The sequence below is a fragment of the Flavobacterium sp. genome (assembly GCF_049590715.1).
In the GTDB taxonomy this organism is placed as follows: Bacteria; Bacteroidota; Bacteroidia; order Flavobacteriales; family Flavobacteriaceae; genus Flavobacterium.
In genome coordinates, this window is the sequence record NZ_JBAWDL010000067.1 from 1 (window position 1) to 18,980 (window position 18,980).

The 18,980-nt window shown below is 33.8% G+C and carries 20 protein-coding genes; 15 read left to right on the forward strand and 5 right to left on the reverse strand.

Annotated features, from left to right (window positions below):
* Positions 1-131: 131 nt before the first annotated feature.
* Complete coding sequence (gene proS, locus WBQ70_RS03305) at positions 132-1,610, reverse strand: proline--tRNA ligase (RefSeq protein ID WP_423910522.1); 1,479 nt, start codon at positions 1,608-1,610, stop codon at positions 132-134.
* Between the two features lie 100 nt (positions 1,611-1,710).
* On the opposite strand from proS, the gene WBQ70_RS03310 reads away from it, so the two are divergent.
* The 5 genes from WBQ70_RS03310 to WBQ70_RS03330 all read left to right on the forward strand — a co-directional run bounded on the left by WBQ70_RS03310 (position 1,711) and on the right by WBQ70_RS03330 (position 7,246).
* Entirely contained in the window at positions 1,711-2,679 is a 969-nt protein-coding gene (locus WBQ70_RS03310; RefSeq protein ID WP_423910525.1) for a hypothetical protein, read from the forward strand.
* A gap of 42 nt (positions 2,680-2,721) precedes the next feature.
* Positions 2,722-4,263 (forward strand): OmpP1/FadL family transporter, encoded by a 1,542-nt coding sequence (locus WBQ70_RS03315; RefSeq protein ID WP_423910528.1) that lies wholly within the window; start codon positions 2,722-2,724, stop codon positions 4,261-4,263.
* A 209-nt stretch (positions 4,264-4,472) separates the two neighbouring features.
* Positions 4,473-5,786 (forward strand): 30S ribosomal protein S12 methylthiotransferase RimO, encoded by a 1,314-nt coding sequence (rimO, locus tag WBQ70_RS03320; RefSeq protein ID WP_423910531.1) that lies wholly within the window; start codon positions 4,473-4,475, stop codon positions 5,784-5,786.
* Between the two features lie 40 nt (positions 5,787-5,826).
* A complete protein-coding gene (locus WBQ70_RS03325) occupies positions 5,827-6,315 on the forward strand; it encodes a hypothetical protein (RefSeq protein ID WP_423910533.1) in 489 nt (162 codons plus the stop codon).
* A gap of 25 nt (positions 6,316-6,340) precedes the next feature.
* On the forward strand, positions 6,341-7,246 hold the full coding sequence (locus WBQ70_RS03330) for an N-acetylmuramoyl-L-alanine amidase (RefSeq protein ID WP_423910536.1): 906 nt from the start codon (positions 6,341-6,343) through the stop codon (positions 7,244-7,246).
* A 72-nt stretch (positions 7,247-7,318) separates the two neighbouring features.
* On the opposite strand, the gene katG is transcribed toward WBQ70_RS03330, so the two are convergent.
* Complete coding sequence (gene katG / locus WBQ70_RS03335; RefSeq protein WP_423910538.1) at positions 7,319-9,559, reverse strand: catalase/peroxidase HPI; 2,241 nt, start codon at positions 9,557-9,559, stop codon at positions 7,319-7,321.
* A gap of 238 nt (positions 9,560-9,797) precedes the next feature.
* Positions 9,798-10,406: an NUDIX hydrolase gene (locus WBQ70_RS03340; protein ID WP_423910541.1), complete on the reverse strand. Its 609-nt coding sequence runs from the start codon at positions 10,404-10,406 to the stop codon at positions 9,798-9,800.
* Between the two features lie 7 nt (positions 10,407-10,413).
* On the opposite strand from WBQ70_RS03340, the gene pyrE reads away from it, so the two are divergent.
* Positions 10,414-11,070, forward strand: coding sequence for an orotate phosphoribosyltransferase (gene pyrE / locus WBQ70_RS03345; protein ID WP_423910544.1), 657 nt, complete (start codon positions 10,414-10,416; stop codon positions 11,068-11,070).
* A gap of 6 nt (positions 11,071-11,076) precedes the next feature.
* Positions 11,077-11,469 (forward strand): SRPBCC family protein, encoded by a 393-nt coding sequence (locus tag WBQ70_RS03350; protein WP_423910547.1) that lies wholly within the window; start codon positions 11,077-11,079, stop codon positions 11,467-11,469.
* Positions 11,470-11,552: 83 nt separating this feature from the next.
* Here the strand turns inward: WBQ70_RS03350 and WBQ70_RS03355 are convergent, their stop codons facing one another.
* Positions 11,553-12,284, reverse strand: a complete 732-nt coding sequence (locus WBQ70_RS03355; RefSeq protein ID WP_423910550.1) for a biotin--[acetyl-CoA-carboxylase] ligase — start codon at positions 12,282-12,284, stop codon at positions 11,553-11,555.
* 97 nt (positions 12,285-12,381) lie between these two features.
* Here WBQ70_RS03355 and rsfS point away from each other — a divergent pair, with 97 nt between their 5' ends.
* The 7 genes from rsfS (at position 12,382) to WBQ70_RS03390 (ending at position 17,961) form a co-directional block, all read left to right on the forward strand.
* Positions 12,382-12,753 (forward strand): ribosome silencing factor, encoded by a 372-nt coding sequence (rsfS, locus tag WBQ70_RS03360; RefSeq protein WP_423910552.1) that lies wholly within the window; start codon positions 12,382-12,384, stop codon positions 12,751-12,753.
* 18 nt (positions 12,754-12,771) lie between these two features.
* Complete coding sequence (gene ftsH / locus WBQ70_RS03365) at positions 12,772-14,700, forward strand: ATP-dependent zinc metalloprotease FtsH (protein ID WP_423910555.1); 1,929 nt, start codon at positions 12,772-12,774, stop codon at positions 14,698-14,700.
* A gap of 115 nt (positions 14,701-14,815) precedes the next feature.
* Positions 14,816-15,415, forward strand: coding sequence for a lactate utilization protein B/C (locus WBQ70_RS03370; protein WP_423910557.1), 600 nt, complete (start codon positions 14,816-14,818; stop codon positions 15,413-15,415).
* Between the two features lies 1 nt (position 15,416).
* Positions 15,417-16,262 (forward strand): phosphatidate cytidylyltransferase, encoded by an 846-nt coding sequence (locus WBQ70_RS03375; RefSeq protein ID WP_423910560.1) that lies wholly within the window; start codon positions 15,417-15,419, stop codon positions 16,260-16,262.
* Entirely contained in the window at positions 16,252-16,905 is a 654-nt protein-coding gene (locus WBQ70_RS03380) for a phosphatidylserine decarboxylase family protein (protein WP_423910563.1), read from the forward strand. The genes WBQ70_RS03375 and WBQ70_RS03380 overlap by 11 nt, the downstream gene beginning before the upstream one ends.
* The gene (locus WBQ70_RS03385; protein WP_423910566.1) at positions 16,905-17,198 is read left to right on the forward strand and encodes an acyl-CoA-binding protein; all 294 of its coding nucleotides are present in this window, start codon (positions 16,905-16,907) and stop codon (positions 17,196-17,198) included. The genes WBQ70_RS03380 and WBQ70_RS03385 overlap by 1 nt, the downstream gene beginning before the upstream one ends.
* Positions 17,185-17,961, forward strand: coding sequence for a superoxide dismutase (locus WBQ70_RS03390; RefSeq protein WP_423910569.1), 777 nt, complete (start codon positions 17,185-17,187; stop codon positions 17,959-17,961). The genes WBQ70_RS03385 and WBQ70_RS03390 overlap by 14 nt, the downstream gene beginning before the upstream one ends.
* Before the next feature lie 120 nt (positions 17,962-18,081).
* Here the strand turns inward: WBQ70_RS03390 and WBQ70_RS03395 are convergent, their stop codons facing one another.
* Positions 18,082-18,603: a hypothetical protein gene (locus WBQ70_RS03395; protein ID WP_423910571.1), complete on the reverse strand. Its 522-nt coding sequence runs from the start codon at positions 18,601-18,603 to the stop codon at positions 18,082-18,084.
* A 143-nt stretch (positions 18,604-18,746) separates the two neighbouring features.
* Between WBQ70_RS03395 and WBQ70_RS03400 the strand changes: the two genes are divergently transcribed.
* On the forward strand, positions 18,747-18,977 hold the full coding sequence (locus tag WBQ70_RS03400; RefSeq protein WP_423910574.1) for a substrate-binding domain-containing protein: 231 nt from the start codon (positions 18,747-18,749) through the stop codon (positions 18,975-18,977).
* The last annotated feature ends 3 nt before the right edge of the window (positions 18,978-18,980 follow it).

The window sequence follows — 18,980 nt, forward strand, 5'->3', positions numbered from 1 at the left end:
AACCGCTCTTACATGGATGAAAACCATGCGTCCTAACCGATAGACGAACGGGCCTTGCTTCTCTATTGCGGTTGCAAAGATACACCTATTTTTCAAACGTACAATAGCACAAGTAAAAAAAATTAAAAAAATTAATATGCTTTCGCAAAAAGAACTCTCCTATTAGACGTTTCACCAGTAAACACACAGGTTCCCAACTCCTCTTTGCTATCCAAAGGAATGCATCTAATGGTCGCTTTTGTCAAATCTTTTATTCTTTCTTCAGTAGCTGCAGTTCCATCCCAATGAGCCGAAACAAAACCTCCTTTTATATTCAAAACAGACTTAAATTCTTCAAAATCATTCACTTCAGTAATATGCGTATTTCTGTACTCTAATGCCTTATCAAATAAATCTTTCTGAATCTGCCCTAAAAGATCATTTATATAAATTTCAATTTTTTCGCTAGATTTCACCTCTTTTGTAAGCGTATCGCGTCTAGCTACCTCAAAAGTTCCATTTTCTAAATCTTTTGGACCTATAGCGATTCGTACAGGAACCCCTTTTAATTCCCATTCAGCAAATTTAAATCCTGGTTTTTGAGTCGTTCTATCATCAAACTTAACTGAGATCCCTAGTTTTTTAAAATTAGTCATCAATTCGGTTGCAGTTGCTCTAATAGCAGCCAATTGTTCATCCGTCTTATATATAGGTACAATAACAACTTGTATTGGAGCTAAATTTGGAGGCAACACCAATCCTTGATCATCAGAATGCGTCATTACTAGCGCCCCCATCAAACGTGTTGACACTCCCCATGAAGTTCCCCACACGTATTCCTGTTTTCCTTCGGCGTTTGCAAACTTCACATCAAATGCCTCTGCAAAATTTTGTCCTAAGAAATGCGAAGTACCTGCTTGCAATGCTTTCCCATCTTGCATCAATGCTTCAATACAATAGGTCTCTTCGGCACCAGCAAAACGCTCGGTTTCAGTTTTTAATCCTTTAACTACCGGAATTGCCATGAAATTTTGAGCGAAATCAGCATACACATTCATCATCTTTTCTGATTCCTCAATAGCTTCTACACGTGTAGCATGAGCAGTGTGTCCTTCTTGCCATAAAAATTCTGCCGTTCTTAGGAACAAACGCGTACGCATTTCCCATCGAACCACATTAGCCCATTGATTGATTAATAACGGTAAATCTCTATACGATTGCACCCATCCTTTATAGGTTGACCAAATAATAGCTTCGCTAGTAGGACGAACAATAAGCTCTTCTTCTAATTTTGCATTTGGATCAACCATCAATTTCCCAGGTCTATCTGGATCATTTTTCAATCTATAATGCGTAACAACAGCACATTCTTTTGCAAATCCTTCTGCATTTTTCTCCTCGGCTTCAAACATACTTTTCGGTACAAATAAAGGAAAATAAGCATTTTGATGTCCTGTTTCTTTAAACATACGATCTAACTCTGCTTGCATTTTTTCCCAAATCGCATAACCGTAAGGTTTAATAACCATACAGCCTCTAACTCCTGAATTTTCTGCTAAATCGGCTTTTACAACCAGCTCGTTATACCATTTTGAATAATCTTCTGATCGTGTGGTAAGGTTCTTACTCATATTGAATAGTTTGGCACAAATTTTGTTTTATTATTTTAACTAAATAGTTCCGCAAAACTAACTATTTTTGTATTGTGCAACAATAAAAAACCATACAGATATGAAAACTTATATTTTTCCACTCAAAAAAGCTTCCCTTTATATACTATTTAGCTTTAGTAGTATCTTACTATCATCTTGTGGTTCTTATCAAAATAGTTCCTATTATGATAATGATGGTATCTATGGTGGATCAAGTGTACAACGTACTCAAACGACCCAAAGATCAAACCAAAATAACGCCTACACAGGCTATTTTAAATCGTTGCAAAATGAATCTCAATCAAATGAAATTTTCACTGATGTAGAAAATTACAACCATTATGACGAAAACCAAAACCCAGATAATCATTATGCTGATTGGGGAAACAACTATGCAAGAACCAACATCAACATCTACCCAAACAACAACTGGGGAATAAACTACGGATATGGATATCCATACTCTTACTGGGGTTATTCAGGATGGGGCTACTCTAACTACGGATGGGGAGCACCTTATTCTTATGGATATTACGGATGGAACTCCCCTTACTATGGAGCAGGATGGAATAATCCATATTACGGATACGGATGGAACTCGTATGGATATAACTCATACAATAACAATTACTTTAATAACTCCTACAACCGAGTACGTTCCACTAGTAATACCAGTCGAGGGAATTACTCTATCAATTCCAGAAACTATAATAGTGGTACATCAGCAAGAAGCTCACAAAGTAACACTACCAGCCGACGTAGCTACAGCAGTCCGACTGCTGCACCAGTGTTTTCAAGAAACAGTAGCAGCAATACAACTTCACGCTCTTATGATTCTTCTTCTAACAATACTAGAAGAGAAAGCAGTACACCAACTCGTACCTACACCCCTAGCACTAGCAGAGAGAGTACACCAACTCGCTCTTACACACCTAGCTCCAATAATGACACCTATTCAAGACCTAGCTCAAGTTCTAGCTCTTCAAGTGGTAGAAGCTATGGAGGTTCAAGTAGTGGAAGCTCTAGCAGTGGTAGAAGAGGAAGGTAAAACTTCATTGCTTTTAAATTATAACTAATATTACAAGAAATCATGAAAAAATACTTAATCATACTTGTTGTAGGATTCTCTTTTAATGGCTTGCAGGCACAAGACGTTAGAGATGCAGTTCGTTATTCACAAGACAACCTCAATGGAACAGCTCGTTTCAGAGCGATGAGTGGTGCTTTTGGAGCCTTAGGAGGCGATTTATCCTCTTTAAGTGTAAACCCAGCTGGTTCGTCTGTTTTTGCAAACAACGAAATGGGAATTACTTTAAGTAATTTCAACACCAAAAATGATGCTGATTATTTTGGAAGTAAAAATACTAAGAACACCAACAATCTAAGCTTAAACCAAGCAGGTGCTGTTTTTGTTTTTAATAATATGGACCCAAACACGGGTTGGAATAAATTTGCATTAGGTATTAATTACGACAACACTAACAACTTCAACAATTCAATAGCAGCTTCTGGAACAAACCCTACAAATTCTGTTGGCGATTATTTTTTAAGTTTTGCTAATGCAAATCCAAGTAAAAACCAAGCAGGTATTCCTCTAGGAGTAATTTTAGATAACAATTACTACCAACTGAACTATATTGACCAACAAGCTTTTTTAGGATACGAAGGCTACCTTATAAATGCAGTTGACAGTAATGATGACAACAACACCATGTATACTTCTAATGTACCTAGTGGCGGAAATTACTACCACGAAAACACAATTACATCAACAGGATACAATGGAAAATTATCCTTTAATGCATCAGCGGCTTATGAAGACAAAATCTATGTTGGATTGAACATAAATACCCACTTTACTGATTTTAGACAAAATACCCTTTTTTACGAAGACAATGATAACCCGAACAGCAACGCTATAGACTTAGTAAGCACTTCATTTGAAAATGAAATCTATACCTATGGCTCTGGCTTTTCTTTTCAACTAGGAACTATCATTAAAGCTACAAAAGAATTACGCCTAGGTTTAGCTTATGAATCCCCTACTTGGTACAACTTGAATGATGAAATTAGACAAAATCTAGTTTCATCTGGTTTTGGCTTTGGATCCCCTCCAAATCCAAATTTTTCGGATACTGATATTGATTCAAATCAATTCGTTGTTTACGATACCTACCAATTAAGAACTTCAGGCAAACTAACTGGAAGTATAGCTTATGTTTTTGGCAAAAAAGGTTTACTAAGTTTTGACATTAGTAATAAGGATTACAGCTCTACCAGTTACTCTAAAGAAAGAGATAGTCGCAACAAAACTATCAATAATGAGATTTCAAACGAACTCAATAATAGTTACGAATATAGACTGGGTGGTGAATACAAAATCAAAGCATTAAGCCTAAGAGCAGGATATCGTTTTGAACAAAGTCCATATGAGAACACTACCATAATGGGAGATTTAAATGGATATTCGGCAGGTATTGGTTATAATTTTGGTTCAACTAAATTAGATTTATCTTATGCAACCGCAAGAAGAAACTCACAACAAGGATTTTTTACCCAAGGTTTTACTGATGGAGCTCAATTAAACACTAAAACCAACTCTGTTTCATTGACTTTATTATTCGAATTATAACAACAAAAGATTATATTGAATCCGTTTCATGAATTTGGAACGGATTTTTTTTAGCCCTGATGGCAGCGGCATCCTCTTGTGGTAGCGATAGCGGACATAAGAGATATAGCGAACAGCAGGAAATAGCTCCTAAAAAACATTCTAAAACCTACTTAAACTAATGGGGATTGGATAAAAAAACGTAATTTTGCACTCCAATTTACAAAACTATGAGAACCAAGTCTTTAAAAAAGAATAAAATCAACGTAATCACCCTTGGGTGTTCAAAGAATATCTATGATAGTGAAGTCTTAATGGGACAACTTCGTGCTAATGGCAAGGAAGTAGAACATGAAGCACCTGCTGAGAGGGAAGGAAACATCATTGTAATCAACACTTGCGGATTTATTGACAATGCTAAAGCTGAGTCAGTTAACATGATTTTAGAATATGCCGACAAGAAAGAAAAAGGACTGGTTGACAAAGTTTTTGTGACTGGATGCTTGTCTGAACGTTACAGACCTGATTTAGAAAAAGAGATTCCTAATGTAGACCAGTTTTTTGGGACTACTGAGTTACCACAATTACTAAAAGCTTTAGGAGCTGATTATAAGCATGAATTATTAGGAGAACGTTTGACTACGACACCTAAAAATTATGCGTATTTGAAAATTGCCGAAGGCTGTGATAGACCGTGTAGTTTTTGTGCTATTCCGATTATGAGAGGAAAACATGTTTCTCAACCAATTGAAAAATTAGTTAAAGAGGCACAAGGTTTGGCTAGTGATGGGGTTAAAGAATTGATTTTGATCGCACAAGACTTAACATATTATGGTCTTGACATTTATAAAAAACGAAATTTAGCCGAACTTCTTGAAGCTTTAGCAGCTGTTGAAGGTATTGAATGGATTCGTTTGCATTATGCTTTCCCAACTGGTTTCCCTATGGATGTTTTAGAACTAATGAAGCGTGAACCTAAGATTTGTAACTACATTGATATTCCGTTGCAACATATCTCTGATTCTATTTTGAAATCAATGCGTCGTGGAACAACTCAAGCTAAAACAACTCAATTATTGAAAGATTTTAGAGCTGCAGTTCCTGGAATGGCAATCCGTACGACACTTATAGTAGGATACCCTGGAGAAACTCAGGAAGATTTTGAAATTTTGAAAGACTTTGTTCAAGAAATGAAATTTGATCGTATGGGATGTTTTGCTTATTCCCATGAAGAAAATACCCACGCCTACTTACTAGAAGATGATGTTCCAGACGATGTAAAACAAGCTCGTGCTAATGAAATCATGGAATTGCAATCGCAAATTTCTTGGGATTTGAATCAAGAAAAAATAGGTCAAGTTTTCAAATGTATTATTGATCGTAAAGAAGGACAGCATTTTGTAGGGCGTACTGAATTTGACAGTCCAGACGTAGATAACGAAGTATTGATTGACGCTTCACTACATTATTTAAAAACAGGTGATTTTGCTATGATTAAAATAACCGAAGCTACTGAATTTGATCTTTACGGAGAACCTGCATAAATTAAAGACATTATTTTTAAATTCTTATAAAACGAAATTTATGAAAAATATAAAATCTAAAGTTTTTATTATGCTATTCTTAGTTACAATTACAACTGTTTCCGCTCAATATGGAAATGGTTATGGTAGCAACTATGGAAATGGTTACGGAGGAGGAGGTTATGGAAGACAACGACTGGATTCAGATTTAAGAAATAATGAACCAGAAAAGCCAAAAGAAATTCCAGTTGAAGAAACGGTTGCTGAAATAATGAAAAAAATGAAACCAGAACTTAAACTAGATGCTTTACAAGAAATTGCTATAAGCAATGTCATGAAAGAAACTATCAGAGACCAAGGGATCATTATTAAGGATGAGAAAGTAGGACAAGAACAAAAATCTAAAGAGATTCAAGCGCTATCTGAAACAACTACTCGAAAAATAAATGAGTATTTGAATCCTGACCAAAAAGTAATATATAAAGAGTGGATAGAAAACCAACAGGGAAAAGGTTCTAAGAAATCTAGAAAAACTAGAAAGGAGAAATAATTTACTCAATATCCAAGTTTGAAAAATGAAAAACGCAATATATTCCTTATTTATATTACTCCTTATTGCTTCATGCGGTAGTAATCCACACAAAGCTACCGAAAAAGAATATATAGAAAAATTAAAGGTCTTAAAAGATAAAATTTCGGAACATGAGTCCAAAACTTTACCTGTTGTATCTAAAACAGTTATCAGCATTGACACCTCTTATTCGAATGTTTTGTACCGTTTTAGTGATACAATTACAAAAACAGGAAACAAAACACTACAAAATGGAAGAGAAACAGAATGGATTGGTACGGTAAATTTTAACTTAAGAAAGCCTAATTTTATCATTCTGCATCACACTGCTCAAGATTCAATAGAACAAACCATTAGAACGTTTACACTTACGCGAACACAAGTTAGTGCTCATTACATCATAGGGGATGATGGTCGTGTAATCCAAATGCTTAATGATTATTTAAGAGCATGGCATGCAGGTACAGGATCTTGGGGGAAAATCAAAGATATGAATTCTAATTCTATAGGTATCGAATTAGACAATAATGGTTCAGAACCTTTTTCTGAAGCTCAAATTACCAGTTTAATGGCTTTATTAAGCAAGCTTCAAAAAGAATTCAACATCCCTAAAGAAAATATTATAGGACACGCTGACATTGCTCCGTCTCGAAAAAAAGACCCTAGTGCATTATTTCCATGGAAAACTTTGTCTGAAAACGGATTTGGATTATGGCCTGACGACACACTAGAACCCGCTCCATCTGACTTTAATATTGTACAGGCTTTACGTATTATAGGATACGATACCAATAATTTGAAAGCTACCATTACCGCTTTTAAACTTCATTATATTCAAAATGAAGTAGACAGCGTAATAGATGAAAAAACTATCAATACAATTTACAGTATTTATAAAAAAAGTCTGTAAACTAGTTTAAAACATAAAAAGGGAAGGCAATTTGGCATCAAATCGTCTTCCCTTTTTTATTTCTATTTTAGTCTAAACCAAGTCAAAACGATCTAGGTTCATCACCTTGCTCCACGTTTTTACAAAATCGTTAACAAACATTTCTTTGGCATCTTCACAAGCATAAACTTCTGCCAAAGCTCTAAGTTCAGAATTTGAACCAAAAATAAGATCTACTCGAGTACCCGTCCACTTTAAATCACCAGTAATGCGATCACGTCCTTCAAAAAAAGTTTGTGATTCTAAGCTTTCTTTCCATGTGATACTCATATCAATTAAATTTACAAAAAAATCATTTGTAAGCACTTCTGGTCGATTTGTAAACACACCATGTTTAGATTGGTTAAAGTTTGTATTTAGAACACGCATTCCTCCTATTAAAACAGTCATCTCAGGTGAGGTCAATGTCATCAACTGTGCTTTATCAACTAACAATTCTTCAGGAGATAGTGTGTAATTTGATTTTATATAATTTCTAAAACCATCTGCTATGGGTTCTAAGACTTCAAATGATTCGACATCTGTTTGCTCTTGATTAGCATCCCTCCTTCCTGGTGTAAAAGGAACAGTAATTGCAAATCCAGCGTTTTTTGCTGCTTTCTCCACTCCTGCACATCCTCCTAATACAATCAAATCAGCAAGCGACACTTGTTTACCCGTTGTTTGATTATTATTGAATAATACTTTGATTCTATCTAGCGTCCCGATAACTTTAGCTAATTCCTCTGGATTATTTACTTCCCAATGTTTTTGTGGAACTAGAGCGACTCTAGCACCATTGGCTCCACCACGCTTATCCGAAGCGCGAAAAGTAGTTGCCGAAGCCCAAGCCGTAGAAACTAATTGAGATACTGATAATCCTGATTCTAGTATCTTATCCTTTAAAACTGCAATATCATGAGAATCAATAAGATCATAACTAGGTTTTGGAATAGGATCTTGCCATATCAATTCTTCTTTTGGAACTTCGGGGCCTAAATAACGATCTATAGGACCCATATCACGATGTGTCAATTTGAACCAAGCACGGGAAAATGCATCAGCAAAAACATCAGGATTTTCAAAAAAACGCCTTGATATTAGCGCATATATAGGGTCTTCTCTCAAAGCTAAGTCAGAGGTAAGCATGAAAGGCGCATGTTTTACTGAAGAATTATGAGCATCTGGCACAGTCCCTACACCAGCTCCATTTTTAGGTTTCCATTGATGAGCACCTGCAGGACTCTTTGTTAACTCCCATTCAAAACCAAAAAGATTTTCGAAATAATTATTACTCCATTTTGTAGGTGTGGTTGTCCAAGCTCCTTCAAGTCCGCTACTTATGGTATGTTCACCATTCCCACTATTAAAGGTGTTTTTCCATCCCAATCCCTGAGCCTCTATACCTCCTGCTGCTGGTTCGCTACCTACATACTGTACAGGGTCAGCGGCTCCATGTGTTTTACCAAAAGTATGACCGCCAGCAATAAGTGCCACCGTTTCTTCATCATCCATCGCCATACGTTTAAAAGTTTCTCTAATATCTCGTGCTGAGGCAAGTGGATCAGGATTTCCGTTAGGTCCTTCGGGATTTACATAAATAAGTCCCATTTGAACTGCTGCAAGAGGAGTTTCTAACTCACGATTTCCTGAATACCGTTTATCTGCTAACCATTCCTTTTCGGCACCCCAATACACATCTTCTTCAGGCTCCCAAATATCTTCACGGCCTGCAGCAAAACCAAACGTTTTTAACCCCATAGATTCAAGAGCACAATTTCCTGTAAGAACCATTAAATCAGCCCATGATATTTTCTTTCCGTATTTCTTTTTTATAGGCCAAAGCAACAAACGTGCTTTATCTAAATTCACATTATCTGGCCAACTGTTTAATGGTGCAAAACGCTGACTCCCTGAACTTGCCCCACCACGACCATCTGCAATACGATAAGTACCAGCACTGTGCCAAGCCATTCTAACAAAAAAAGGACCATAATGGCCATAATCAGCTGGCCACCAATCCTGAGAATCAGTCATTAAATCAAAAATATCTTTCTTTAAACCTTCAAAGTCAATACTTTTAAATTCCTCGGCATAATTGAAAGCAGTTCCCATAGGATTTGACAAAGAAGAATGTTGACGAAGAATATTTAATTTTAACTGATTAGGCCACCAATCATTATTTCGTCTTCCTGAACCTTCTGTTTTTTTGACGTCACCACCTCCAGAAAAAGGACATTTACTTTCAATATCTGCATTATAACCCGTATTATTATTATTGTTATTGTTTTCCATTATATATGTAGTTTTTATTTAATAAATGTTGTTAGCTAATTTACAAAATTATTATTATCGAAAAAACCTTATCAATAGATAAAAACTATTTGTAAATATCAAAAAAAAAGTAATCAACAGAAAGGAAAAAATATTTATAGTGATAAATCTCACATAAACATTAATTTACAGCATAAAAAAGACTAATTACCGTAAGATAATTAGTCTTTTATTTTTTATAAAAATTAGTAAAATAAAATCAGTTTATTTTTAAATCTTTATTTTCTTCAAACAGTAATTTAATGTTTTCGTAGGAATTTCTTAATACATTTGGGATTTCTTCAGGACTAAACCAAGCTACTTTTTCGATCCCTTCTTCTAATTGTCCTTGAGGAGTTCCCTCAAAATCAGACTGCATTTCAAACCAATGTGTAATCTTAAGCTTATAAATTCCGTTACGTTTAAATACATGATAAGTCTTTTGAAGCTTATTTATCACCCTTAATTGATTAACGCCAGTCTCTTCTTCTACTTCACGCATAGCGGTTTGTTCAATTTCTTCTCCTTTTTCAGTTCCTCCCTTGGGTAAATCCCATTTTCCGTTCCTAAAAATAAAAAGAACTTCTCCTTTTTTGTTATACACTAAGCCTCCACCTGCTTTGTTTACAGGGATTTTTGTCTTTAAAGTCTTTAAAATTTCTCGTTCATCAGGATGATAGAGATAGGCTTTTTGAATTTTATTTTGAAAAATTTTCACAATAAGTTGCTTGATATCAATACTTTCTAATAGAAATAATTGAAAATCGGTTTCTTTTGAAATTTTATTTGTCAAAAAAAGTGGTTTGTCGTTCACAAAAACTTTATACATTTGTACTATGATTTTTAATAAAGATACAGCCGAAAAAACAGCCGAATTGCTTTTACAAATAAATGCAATTAAATTGAATCCAGGAAATCCTTTTACATGGGCTTCTGGATGGAAGTCACCTATTTATTGTGACAACCGATTAATTCTATCTTTTCCAGCCATAAGAAACTATGTGAGAGATGAATTTTCAAAAAATATAGAAAAACAATTTGGTAAGCCAGATGTCATTGCTGGAGTTGCTACTGGAGCAATAGGAATAGGAATCCTTGTGGCTGAAACTATGGGACTTCCATTTGTATATGTACGTCCAGAACCAAAAAAACACGGTCGTCAGAACCAAGTAGAAGGTTTTTTGCAAAAAGGACAAAATGTTGTTGTTGTAGAGGATTTGATTAGCACAGGAAACTCTAGCCTAATGGCAGTTGAAGCTTTACGTGCTGCGGGAGCTAACATTAAAGGAATGGCCGCTATCTTTACCTATGGTTTTGATGTAGCAGAACAAAACTTTAAAAATGCAAAACTTGACTTATACACTTTAAGCAACTACCAAAACTTGTTAAACCTTGCCGTTGCAAAAAATTATATTACTGAAAAAGAAGAAGCCACTTTAAGAGAATGGAGTGTCACGCCTTCAACTTGGAATGTAGCAACTATTGAAAAATAAACAAGAATGAATTTAGAAAGCCCTAAAGTAACTGTAGAAAAATCAGCTCAAGAATTATTTGATTCTTTGACTGATGTAAAAAACTTTGAAAAGTTAATGCCTGATAACATTGCTAAATTTGAAGTTATTGGTGATGATTCTTTTATTTTTGGATTAAAAGGCATGCCTGAAATTCAACTTAAAATGAGAGAAAAAACAGTTCCTAATAAAATTATACTTGGTGCTGGTTCAGATAAACTTCCTTTCACATTAATCGCTAACATTGAAAGTATTACAGAATCCTCATCTACAGTAAAATTAGACTTTGAAGGACAATTTAACGCTATGATGGCGATGATGGTTAAAGGTCCAATTAGTAAATTTATAGAAACATTGGCTAGTAACATGGGTAAGCTATAAAACATCAAAATCTTATCCTAATATACAAAAAATCCTTTTTAGTTTAAAATTACTAAAAGGGATTTTTTTTTATTAGAATATCACTAATAGAACATTTGAATTTCTTTAATTCCAAATTCGCCAACAGAATGATCCTCTAATAAAACCTGTAATTTCCCACAAGAAGAAACTCCTTGAATAATTCCCATAAAATTCTCATTAGACACAGAATTCTTAAAAGCCATAGGAACTCCTTTTTTAAAAAGTAGATTAGTATAAGACAACCATAGCGTATCAATATTCTCTTCCATCAAATGGAGATTTTCTTGAATTTTTTTAATTACTTCAGATAATATATTTTCTCTATCAAATTCTGATTTACAAATTAATGCCAATGAAGAAGCTTTGGGTAAATTATCAAAGTTCATCTGATTTACATTTAGTCCTAAACCAATTACTGAATTGACACTGCCATCACTTTTTATACTATTTTCAACTAAAATGCCACCTATTTTAAAATGATATGACATAATGTCGTTTGGCCATTTGATACTCAAATCAGGAATATTGAAATTTTGCAATGATTGAATAATTGAAACCGCGACAGCAACATTGAGATTAAAAATCCCTTCTACACCTAACAAAAAATCCTTAACAAAGAGACTCATTATTAGATTCTTACCCTCTTCCGTAACCCAAATAGCTCCCATTTGACCTTTGCCTTTTGTTTGAATTTCGGCAGTAACAACAGTAAAATTATCAATCTCTTGTTGAGATGACAACTCTTTGAGGAAGTCGTTAGTAGAATCTATGGCACTGAGTTTGATAAGTTTCATTACAATTATTTGGGAACTTGAATTTAATATTATGTTAAGGTTCAAAAATAACGACAAAAAATGATAACTTTGCAAACTTATACACACAAAATAGTTCATGACGAAAAAAAAAATAAACAATGATGATCTTTTAGCTAACATCATTAAGGGAATAGAAGAAGTAAAAGGTAATGATATTGACATTCTTGACTTAAGAGAAATAGACACTTCCGTTTGTGATTATTTTGTTATTTGTAACGGAAACTCAAACACACAGGTTAATGCCATTGTAAACTCCATCCAAAAAACAGTTTCAAAAGAATTAAAAGACAAGCCTTGGCATGTTGAAGGAACTGATAATGCTGAATGGGTATTGATGGATTACGTTAACATTGTTGTACATGTCTTTCAAAAACACATTAGAGAATATTATAATATTGAAAGTTTATGGGGAGATGCTAAAATCACCACTATAGAAAATAAATACTAAAAGACAACCAAAAATAGAATGGCAAAAAATAATAATCCAACTCCAAATAAATTTAAAATAAGTCCTTGGTTAGTTTATACAGCCATACTGCTTATCTTCTTATTTATTAGCTTCGTTACAGGTGGTTCAAATATGCAGGAACCTGCGCAATTAACCTCATCTAAATTCAATGTCTTTTTAGAAAAAGGACAAATTGAAAAAGTGATTGTTTATAATAAAACTGAAGCTGAAGTGTTTTTAAAACAAGATGCTTTAAAGTTAGCTGAACACAAAAAAGTATCCAAAGATATTTTTGACAGACCAAATACTAAAGGTCCTCAATATACTTTTGAAATAGGAAATGATCAACTTTTTCAAACTAAGTTAGAAAAAGCAGTTGCAGAAGGAAAACTAAAAGATTTTAATTTTTTAGCGAAAAGTAATTGGTCAGATATTTTAATTAGTTTACTACCTATAATCATCATTATTGGAGTATGGTTATTTATCATGCGTAAAATGTCTGGTGGCAGTGGCGGTGGCGGTGGACAAATCTTTAACATTGGAAAATCAAAAGCGAAACTTTTTGACGAAAAGACTGATGTTAAAACCACATTTAAAGATGTAGCTGGACTAGAAGGAGCAAAAGAAGAAATACAGGAAATTGTAGAATTCCTAAAAAATCCTAGTAAATACACCGACTTAGGTGGTAAAATCCCAAAGGGAGCCTTACTTGTAGGGTCACCTGGAACAGGAAAAACATTATTAGCTAAAGCGGTTGCTGGCGAAGCACAAGTACCATTTTTCTCATTATCAGGTTCTGATTTTGTTGAAATGTTTGTAGGAGTAGGTGCTTCAAGAGTACGTGATTTATTCAAACAAGCAAAAGAAAAATCTCCATCTATCATCTTTATCGATGAAATAGATGCTGTAGGTAGAGCTAGAGGAAAAAACAATATGTCAGGTGGTAATGACGAACGTGAAAACACGTTGAATCAATTATTAACAGAGATGGATGGTTTTGGCAGTAATACCAATGTTATTGTATTAGCAGCAACCAATAGAGCCGATGTACTTGACAAAGCCTTAATGCGTGCTGGACGTTTTGACAGACAAATTTTTGTTGATTTACCAGATATTCGTGAGCGTGCTGAAATTTTCAAAGTACACTTAGCTCCTTTAAAGAAAGTAGAAGGTCTCGATTTAGACTTTTTAGCCAAACAAACTCCCGGTTTTTCTGGTGCTGATATAGCTAACGTATGCAATGAAGCAGCGTTAATCGCCGCTCGTTACAATAAAACGGCTGTCGACAAACAAGATTTCTTAGATGCAGTAGATAGAATCGTAGGTGGTTTAGAAAAGAAAAACAAAATTGTAACTCCTGAGGAAAAGAAAGCAATTGCAATACATGAAGCAGGACACGCCACAATAAGTTGGATGCTAGAACATGCAGCTCCATTAATCAAAGTAACTATTGTACCTAGAGGACAAAGTTTAGGTGCCGCTTGGTACTTACCTGAAGAACGCCAAATTGTACGTACGGATCAAATGCTAGACGAAATGTGTGCTACTATGGGAGGTAGAGCAGCTGAAAAAATCACTTTTAACCGAATTTCGACTGGTGCATTAAGTGATTTAGAAAAAGTAACTAAGCAAGCTCGAGCTATGGTAACAATCTATGGCTTAAATGATAAAATTGGAAATGTAACATATTACGATTCAACAGGTCAAAGTGAATATAGCTTTTCAAAACCATATTCTGATGAGACAGCAAAAATCATCGATAATGAAATATCGTTATTAATTGAAAGTCAATACCAAAGAGCTATTAAAATCTTAGAAGAAAACAAAGACAAGTTAAATCAGCTTGCTGATATTTTAATTGAGAAGGAAGTTATTTTCAAAGATGATTTAGAAACAATTTTCGGAAAGAGGTCTTTTGACAAAAATCTTGGTGAAGTAGTCTCTTAACAAGAGTATCAAATATAATTAATTTAAAAATCTTAATTCAAAAAATGACTTTTGAATTAAGATTTTTTTATCTTTGAACGTTTTTCACTTAACAAATAAAGTCCCTTATCACAATATGAGCATTTTCAGCAAATTTTTTGGTTCTATTAGTGCAGCTTCAGAAGAAGATAATGACAAAGACAACATTTCTTTTCCTGAAAACAACTTGTCTATTGACGAACAATTTATTTTTAATTTCAAGAAAAATGGAGGTAAATTTTTATACTGTGAAAGCAAGGAAGAAGTTAAGGAACAATTTGAAAACATCCTTGAAGAAAATGATTGGTTTGAAAGTGAAGTGATATGCTACGAGCCAACTCTTTATGGTTTATTAGAAGAAAACAAACTTTGTTATATCAAAGTAACAAAACCTAAATTTTTATTTTCTGGTTGTGAAAACCTAATTGCCGACGAAGGCTCCGTTTTATTTTCATCAAAACAAATCAAACAACACAAGCCAAACGAATTACCAGTCAATATTATTGTTTATGCAAAAACAAGTCAGATTCTTGCTTTAAAAACTGATGGACTAAGCGCTATCAAAAAGAAGTATGAAAGAGACTACCCTACCAATATTACTGCTATAAAATATTTTGAAAAGGCAAAAGAAGAAGATTTTACTCAATACGGAAGTTCTGCTAAGAACCTTTATTTATTGCTTTTAGAAGATCTTTAAAATGAATGAAACCCTCAAGAGATCTTTATCAGGTGCTGTCTATGTAATTCTACTAATAGCCTGTATCTTATATTCAACCGAAAGTTTTTTTGTGCTTTTTGGTGCTTTTCTACTAGTGGCAACAGTCGAGTTTTGTTCGTTAGTAAAAATAAATAAAATAGTACCTTTTATAATAGCATCATTGAGCTATGCTTTTTTTTATCAAATTTCTATAGCTACTCAAGGTGTTTTTTTGTTTTTAAAATTCAATAAGGATTTTGATCTTGCCGTTCTAGTTACTACACTAATGGTTTCTATAAAATGTATTCATTTTCTTTTTGATAACAAAACCACAAAAATAGATTCGTTTTCGAAGTATATATATTTATTAGGTTATATTATTCTTCCTTTTATTATTATGACAAAGATTCCTTTTGGGAAAGCAGGTTATAATCCAAAAATTTTAATTAGTATTTTTATTTTGATTTGGACGAATGACTCTTTTGCTTATATCGTTGGGAAATCCATCGGTAAAACCAAGTTATTTGAACGGATATCTCCTAAAAAAACCATCGAAGGTTTTCTTGGAGGAGTTTTTTTTGCAGTTATAGCTAGTTACATTATTGCTAAATATTATATTCAAATTGCTGAAGTTAATCTTTATATTTGGATTGTTATCGCCTTAATAGTGGGTGTTTTTGGCACTATTGGGGATTTAATAGAATCAAAATTCAAACGTATCGCAGCCGTAAAAGACAGCGGAAAAATAATGCCTGGACACGGAGGTGTATTAGATCGATTAGATAGTGTTATATTTGTAGCGCCAATAGTATTTTTATTTTATCAAATTTTAAATTATGTTTCATAAAGAAGGAACCAAGACCATTTTATTAGGTATCATGTTTACCGCTGTAGTATTATTAATATCTGATCAATTTGTAGATATTGAGTGGGTGAAAAAAGCGATTCAAATTAGTGCTTTTTTGATTTTGATTATTATTTTACAATTTTTCAGGAACCCAAAAAGATTGGCTGTACTTGATGAAAACCAAATTTTGGCTCCCGTAGATGGGAAAGTTGTCGTTATTGAAGAAGTGTATGAAAGTGAATATTTTAAAGACAAGCGTTTACAAGTCTCTATATTTATGTCTCCTGTAAATGTACACGTTACGCGTTACGCGATGAGCGGATTAATCAAATTTAGTAAATACCATCCGGGAAAATTCCTAGTTGCTTGGCATCCAAAAGCAAGTGAAGAAAATGAACGAACAACAGTAGTGATAGAAAACCACACTTTTGGTTCTATCTTATACCGTCAAATCGCAGGTGCATTGGCTCGACGAATTGTAAACTATGCACAAGAAGGAATGCAAGTAGTTCAAGGAACGGATGCTGGTTTTATTAAATTTGGTTCAAGAGTGGATTTATTTTTACCTATCGGAACTCCTATCAACGTAGTTTTAAACCAAAAAGCTGTTGGAGGAAAAACAATTATCGCTACTAAAAAATAATGAGTAAAAAAGATTTAGAAATTCAATTCCAAGAAGCCTTATCACAAGCTTCCGAAATGACTCAAGCGTCTTTACCCCAAGATGTGCAATTACGTCTTTATGCCTATTATAAACAAGCCACTTTCGGATCATTAGAAACAAAACATGTAAATGCTACTTTTCATTTAAGAGATGCTTTTAAGACAAATGCATGGATGCAAATTAGCCATATTTCAGCTTCTGAAGCCAAAGAAAGATATGTTGAAATCATCAACTCACTTTTAAAAAATACGAATTCCAATGAAAACGAATAATTTTTTTATAGTAAGTACACTCTCTGTTCTTTTTTTAATTTCTTGTAATAAAAAAAAATATACTGAAGTAGTCGAAGTGCCTTTACCAACTGCACAAGAAAAAATCACTATCGGAATGCCTGAAGATGTTAATGCTGAACCTGGTTCTTTTTTAATGGATAAACTGATATATCCTTATGATGCTTTGGCTCCTACAGTTTCTCCATTTACTTTAGAAACACATTACTCTAAACATTATTTGACCTATACTAATAATTTCAATAAGGCAGTTATTGGTACAGGTTTAGAAAACTTATCCATTGAAGAAGTTATTTCGCAATTAGACGTTAATAATACCGAATTAAGAAACAATGCAGGTGGTTATTACAATCACTCTATTTACTGGAAATCAATGGCTCCAGATGCTGGTGGAGTTCCTACAGATACTATTGCCTCTGTTATTAATAGAGATTTTGGTTCCTATGAAAATTTCAAAGTAGCTTTTTCTGCTGAAGCTACCAAACAATTTGGTTCTGCATGGGTATGGCTTGTAGTTCAAAAAGGCGGAAAATTACAAATAACTAGTACACAGAATCAAGACAATCCATTAATGCGTAATTCCCTTGTCAAAGGAACTCCAATTATAGGCTTGGATTTATGGGAACACGCTTATTATCTAGGATATCAATACCGTAGAAAAAACTATATTGAGTCTTTTTATAATGTACTGAATTGGAAAAAAATAAATGAAGCCTACGAAAGTGCTATTCGAAGAAAATACTAGTGAATTTCAGGATTTCATTTATATAAAAAAAGTTTATTGAAACGAATTTCAATAAACTTTTTTTTGGACAACATCCTATCTCTTAGTTCTTAACAGTTTTCACGCTATTAAACCTCTATTTTAATTATCATCTAATTTCCAAGTTCTAATCCACTCATACTGTGTTGAACGTTCTTCCTTTGTAAATTTCTCCATCCCTTTTCCATCAGCATGTGGCGGATTCCAATCATAGGTTTCAACAGCCAAATTGTAATACATAGGAATATCAAATGTTGTAGTTGGATCAGTGATTTTGTAAACTAATTTTCCATTTAAGTAAAACAAAAGTTCTGTTTCTGATTTCCACCAAAAACCATAAACCATATATTCACTCCAGTTTTTTACATCTGTAAGGACTGATCCTTGCTTTCTTGTTTCTACAGTGTTAACACAACTTGTTCTATGAAAAGCATTCGAATGGAATATTTGATCCCATTTACCACTTACTACCCAAGTATCAGCACCTGGAGTCAGTTCTCCAACACATTCTTGAATATCCAATTCCAATCTTTTAGGACAAGCATTCTCTTCGGTCATCATCCAAAAAGTAGAAGACATAAAAGTCTTATTGGCTTTTATTTTACTTTCATAATAATACCCCACTTTGCATTGATTTATGGATCTTACAATACCTCCTGTATAATCATAACTTTTGCCATTTATTATTTTGGTAGTAGGTAATTTATTAGCTTCAATTTTTAATTTTCCATCCGCTACACTTATAAATTCTTCTATAAATAATCCTGGTGGTCTACCTGTCCAATACCATCCGGCAGAAGCAATATCCGGTTTTGTATACCACTATGGCTACTATAATTGAACCACCGTTGACATCAGTAGCTCAACCTGCACATGAAATTGGCATAGAAGCAGCCAAAATTTTGATTGAACAAATTGAAAGTCAAAAGAGTTTCAAACCCAAAACGATAATCCTTAATGGTCAATTGAATATTCGAGCATCTTCCATTCGTACCTAAAAA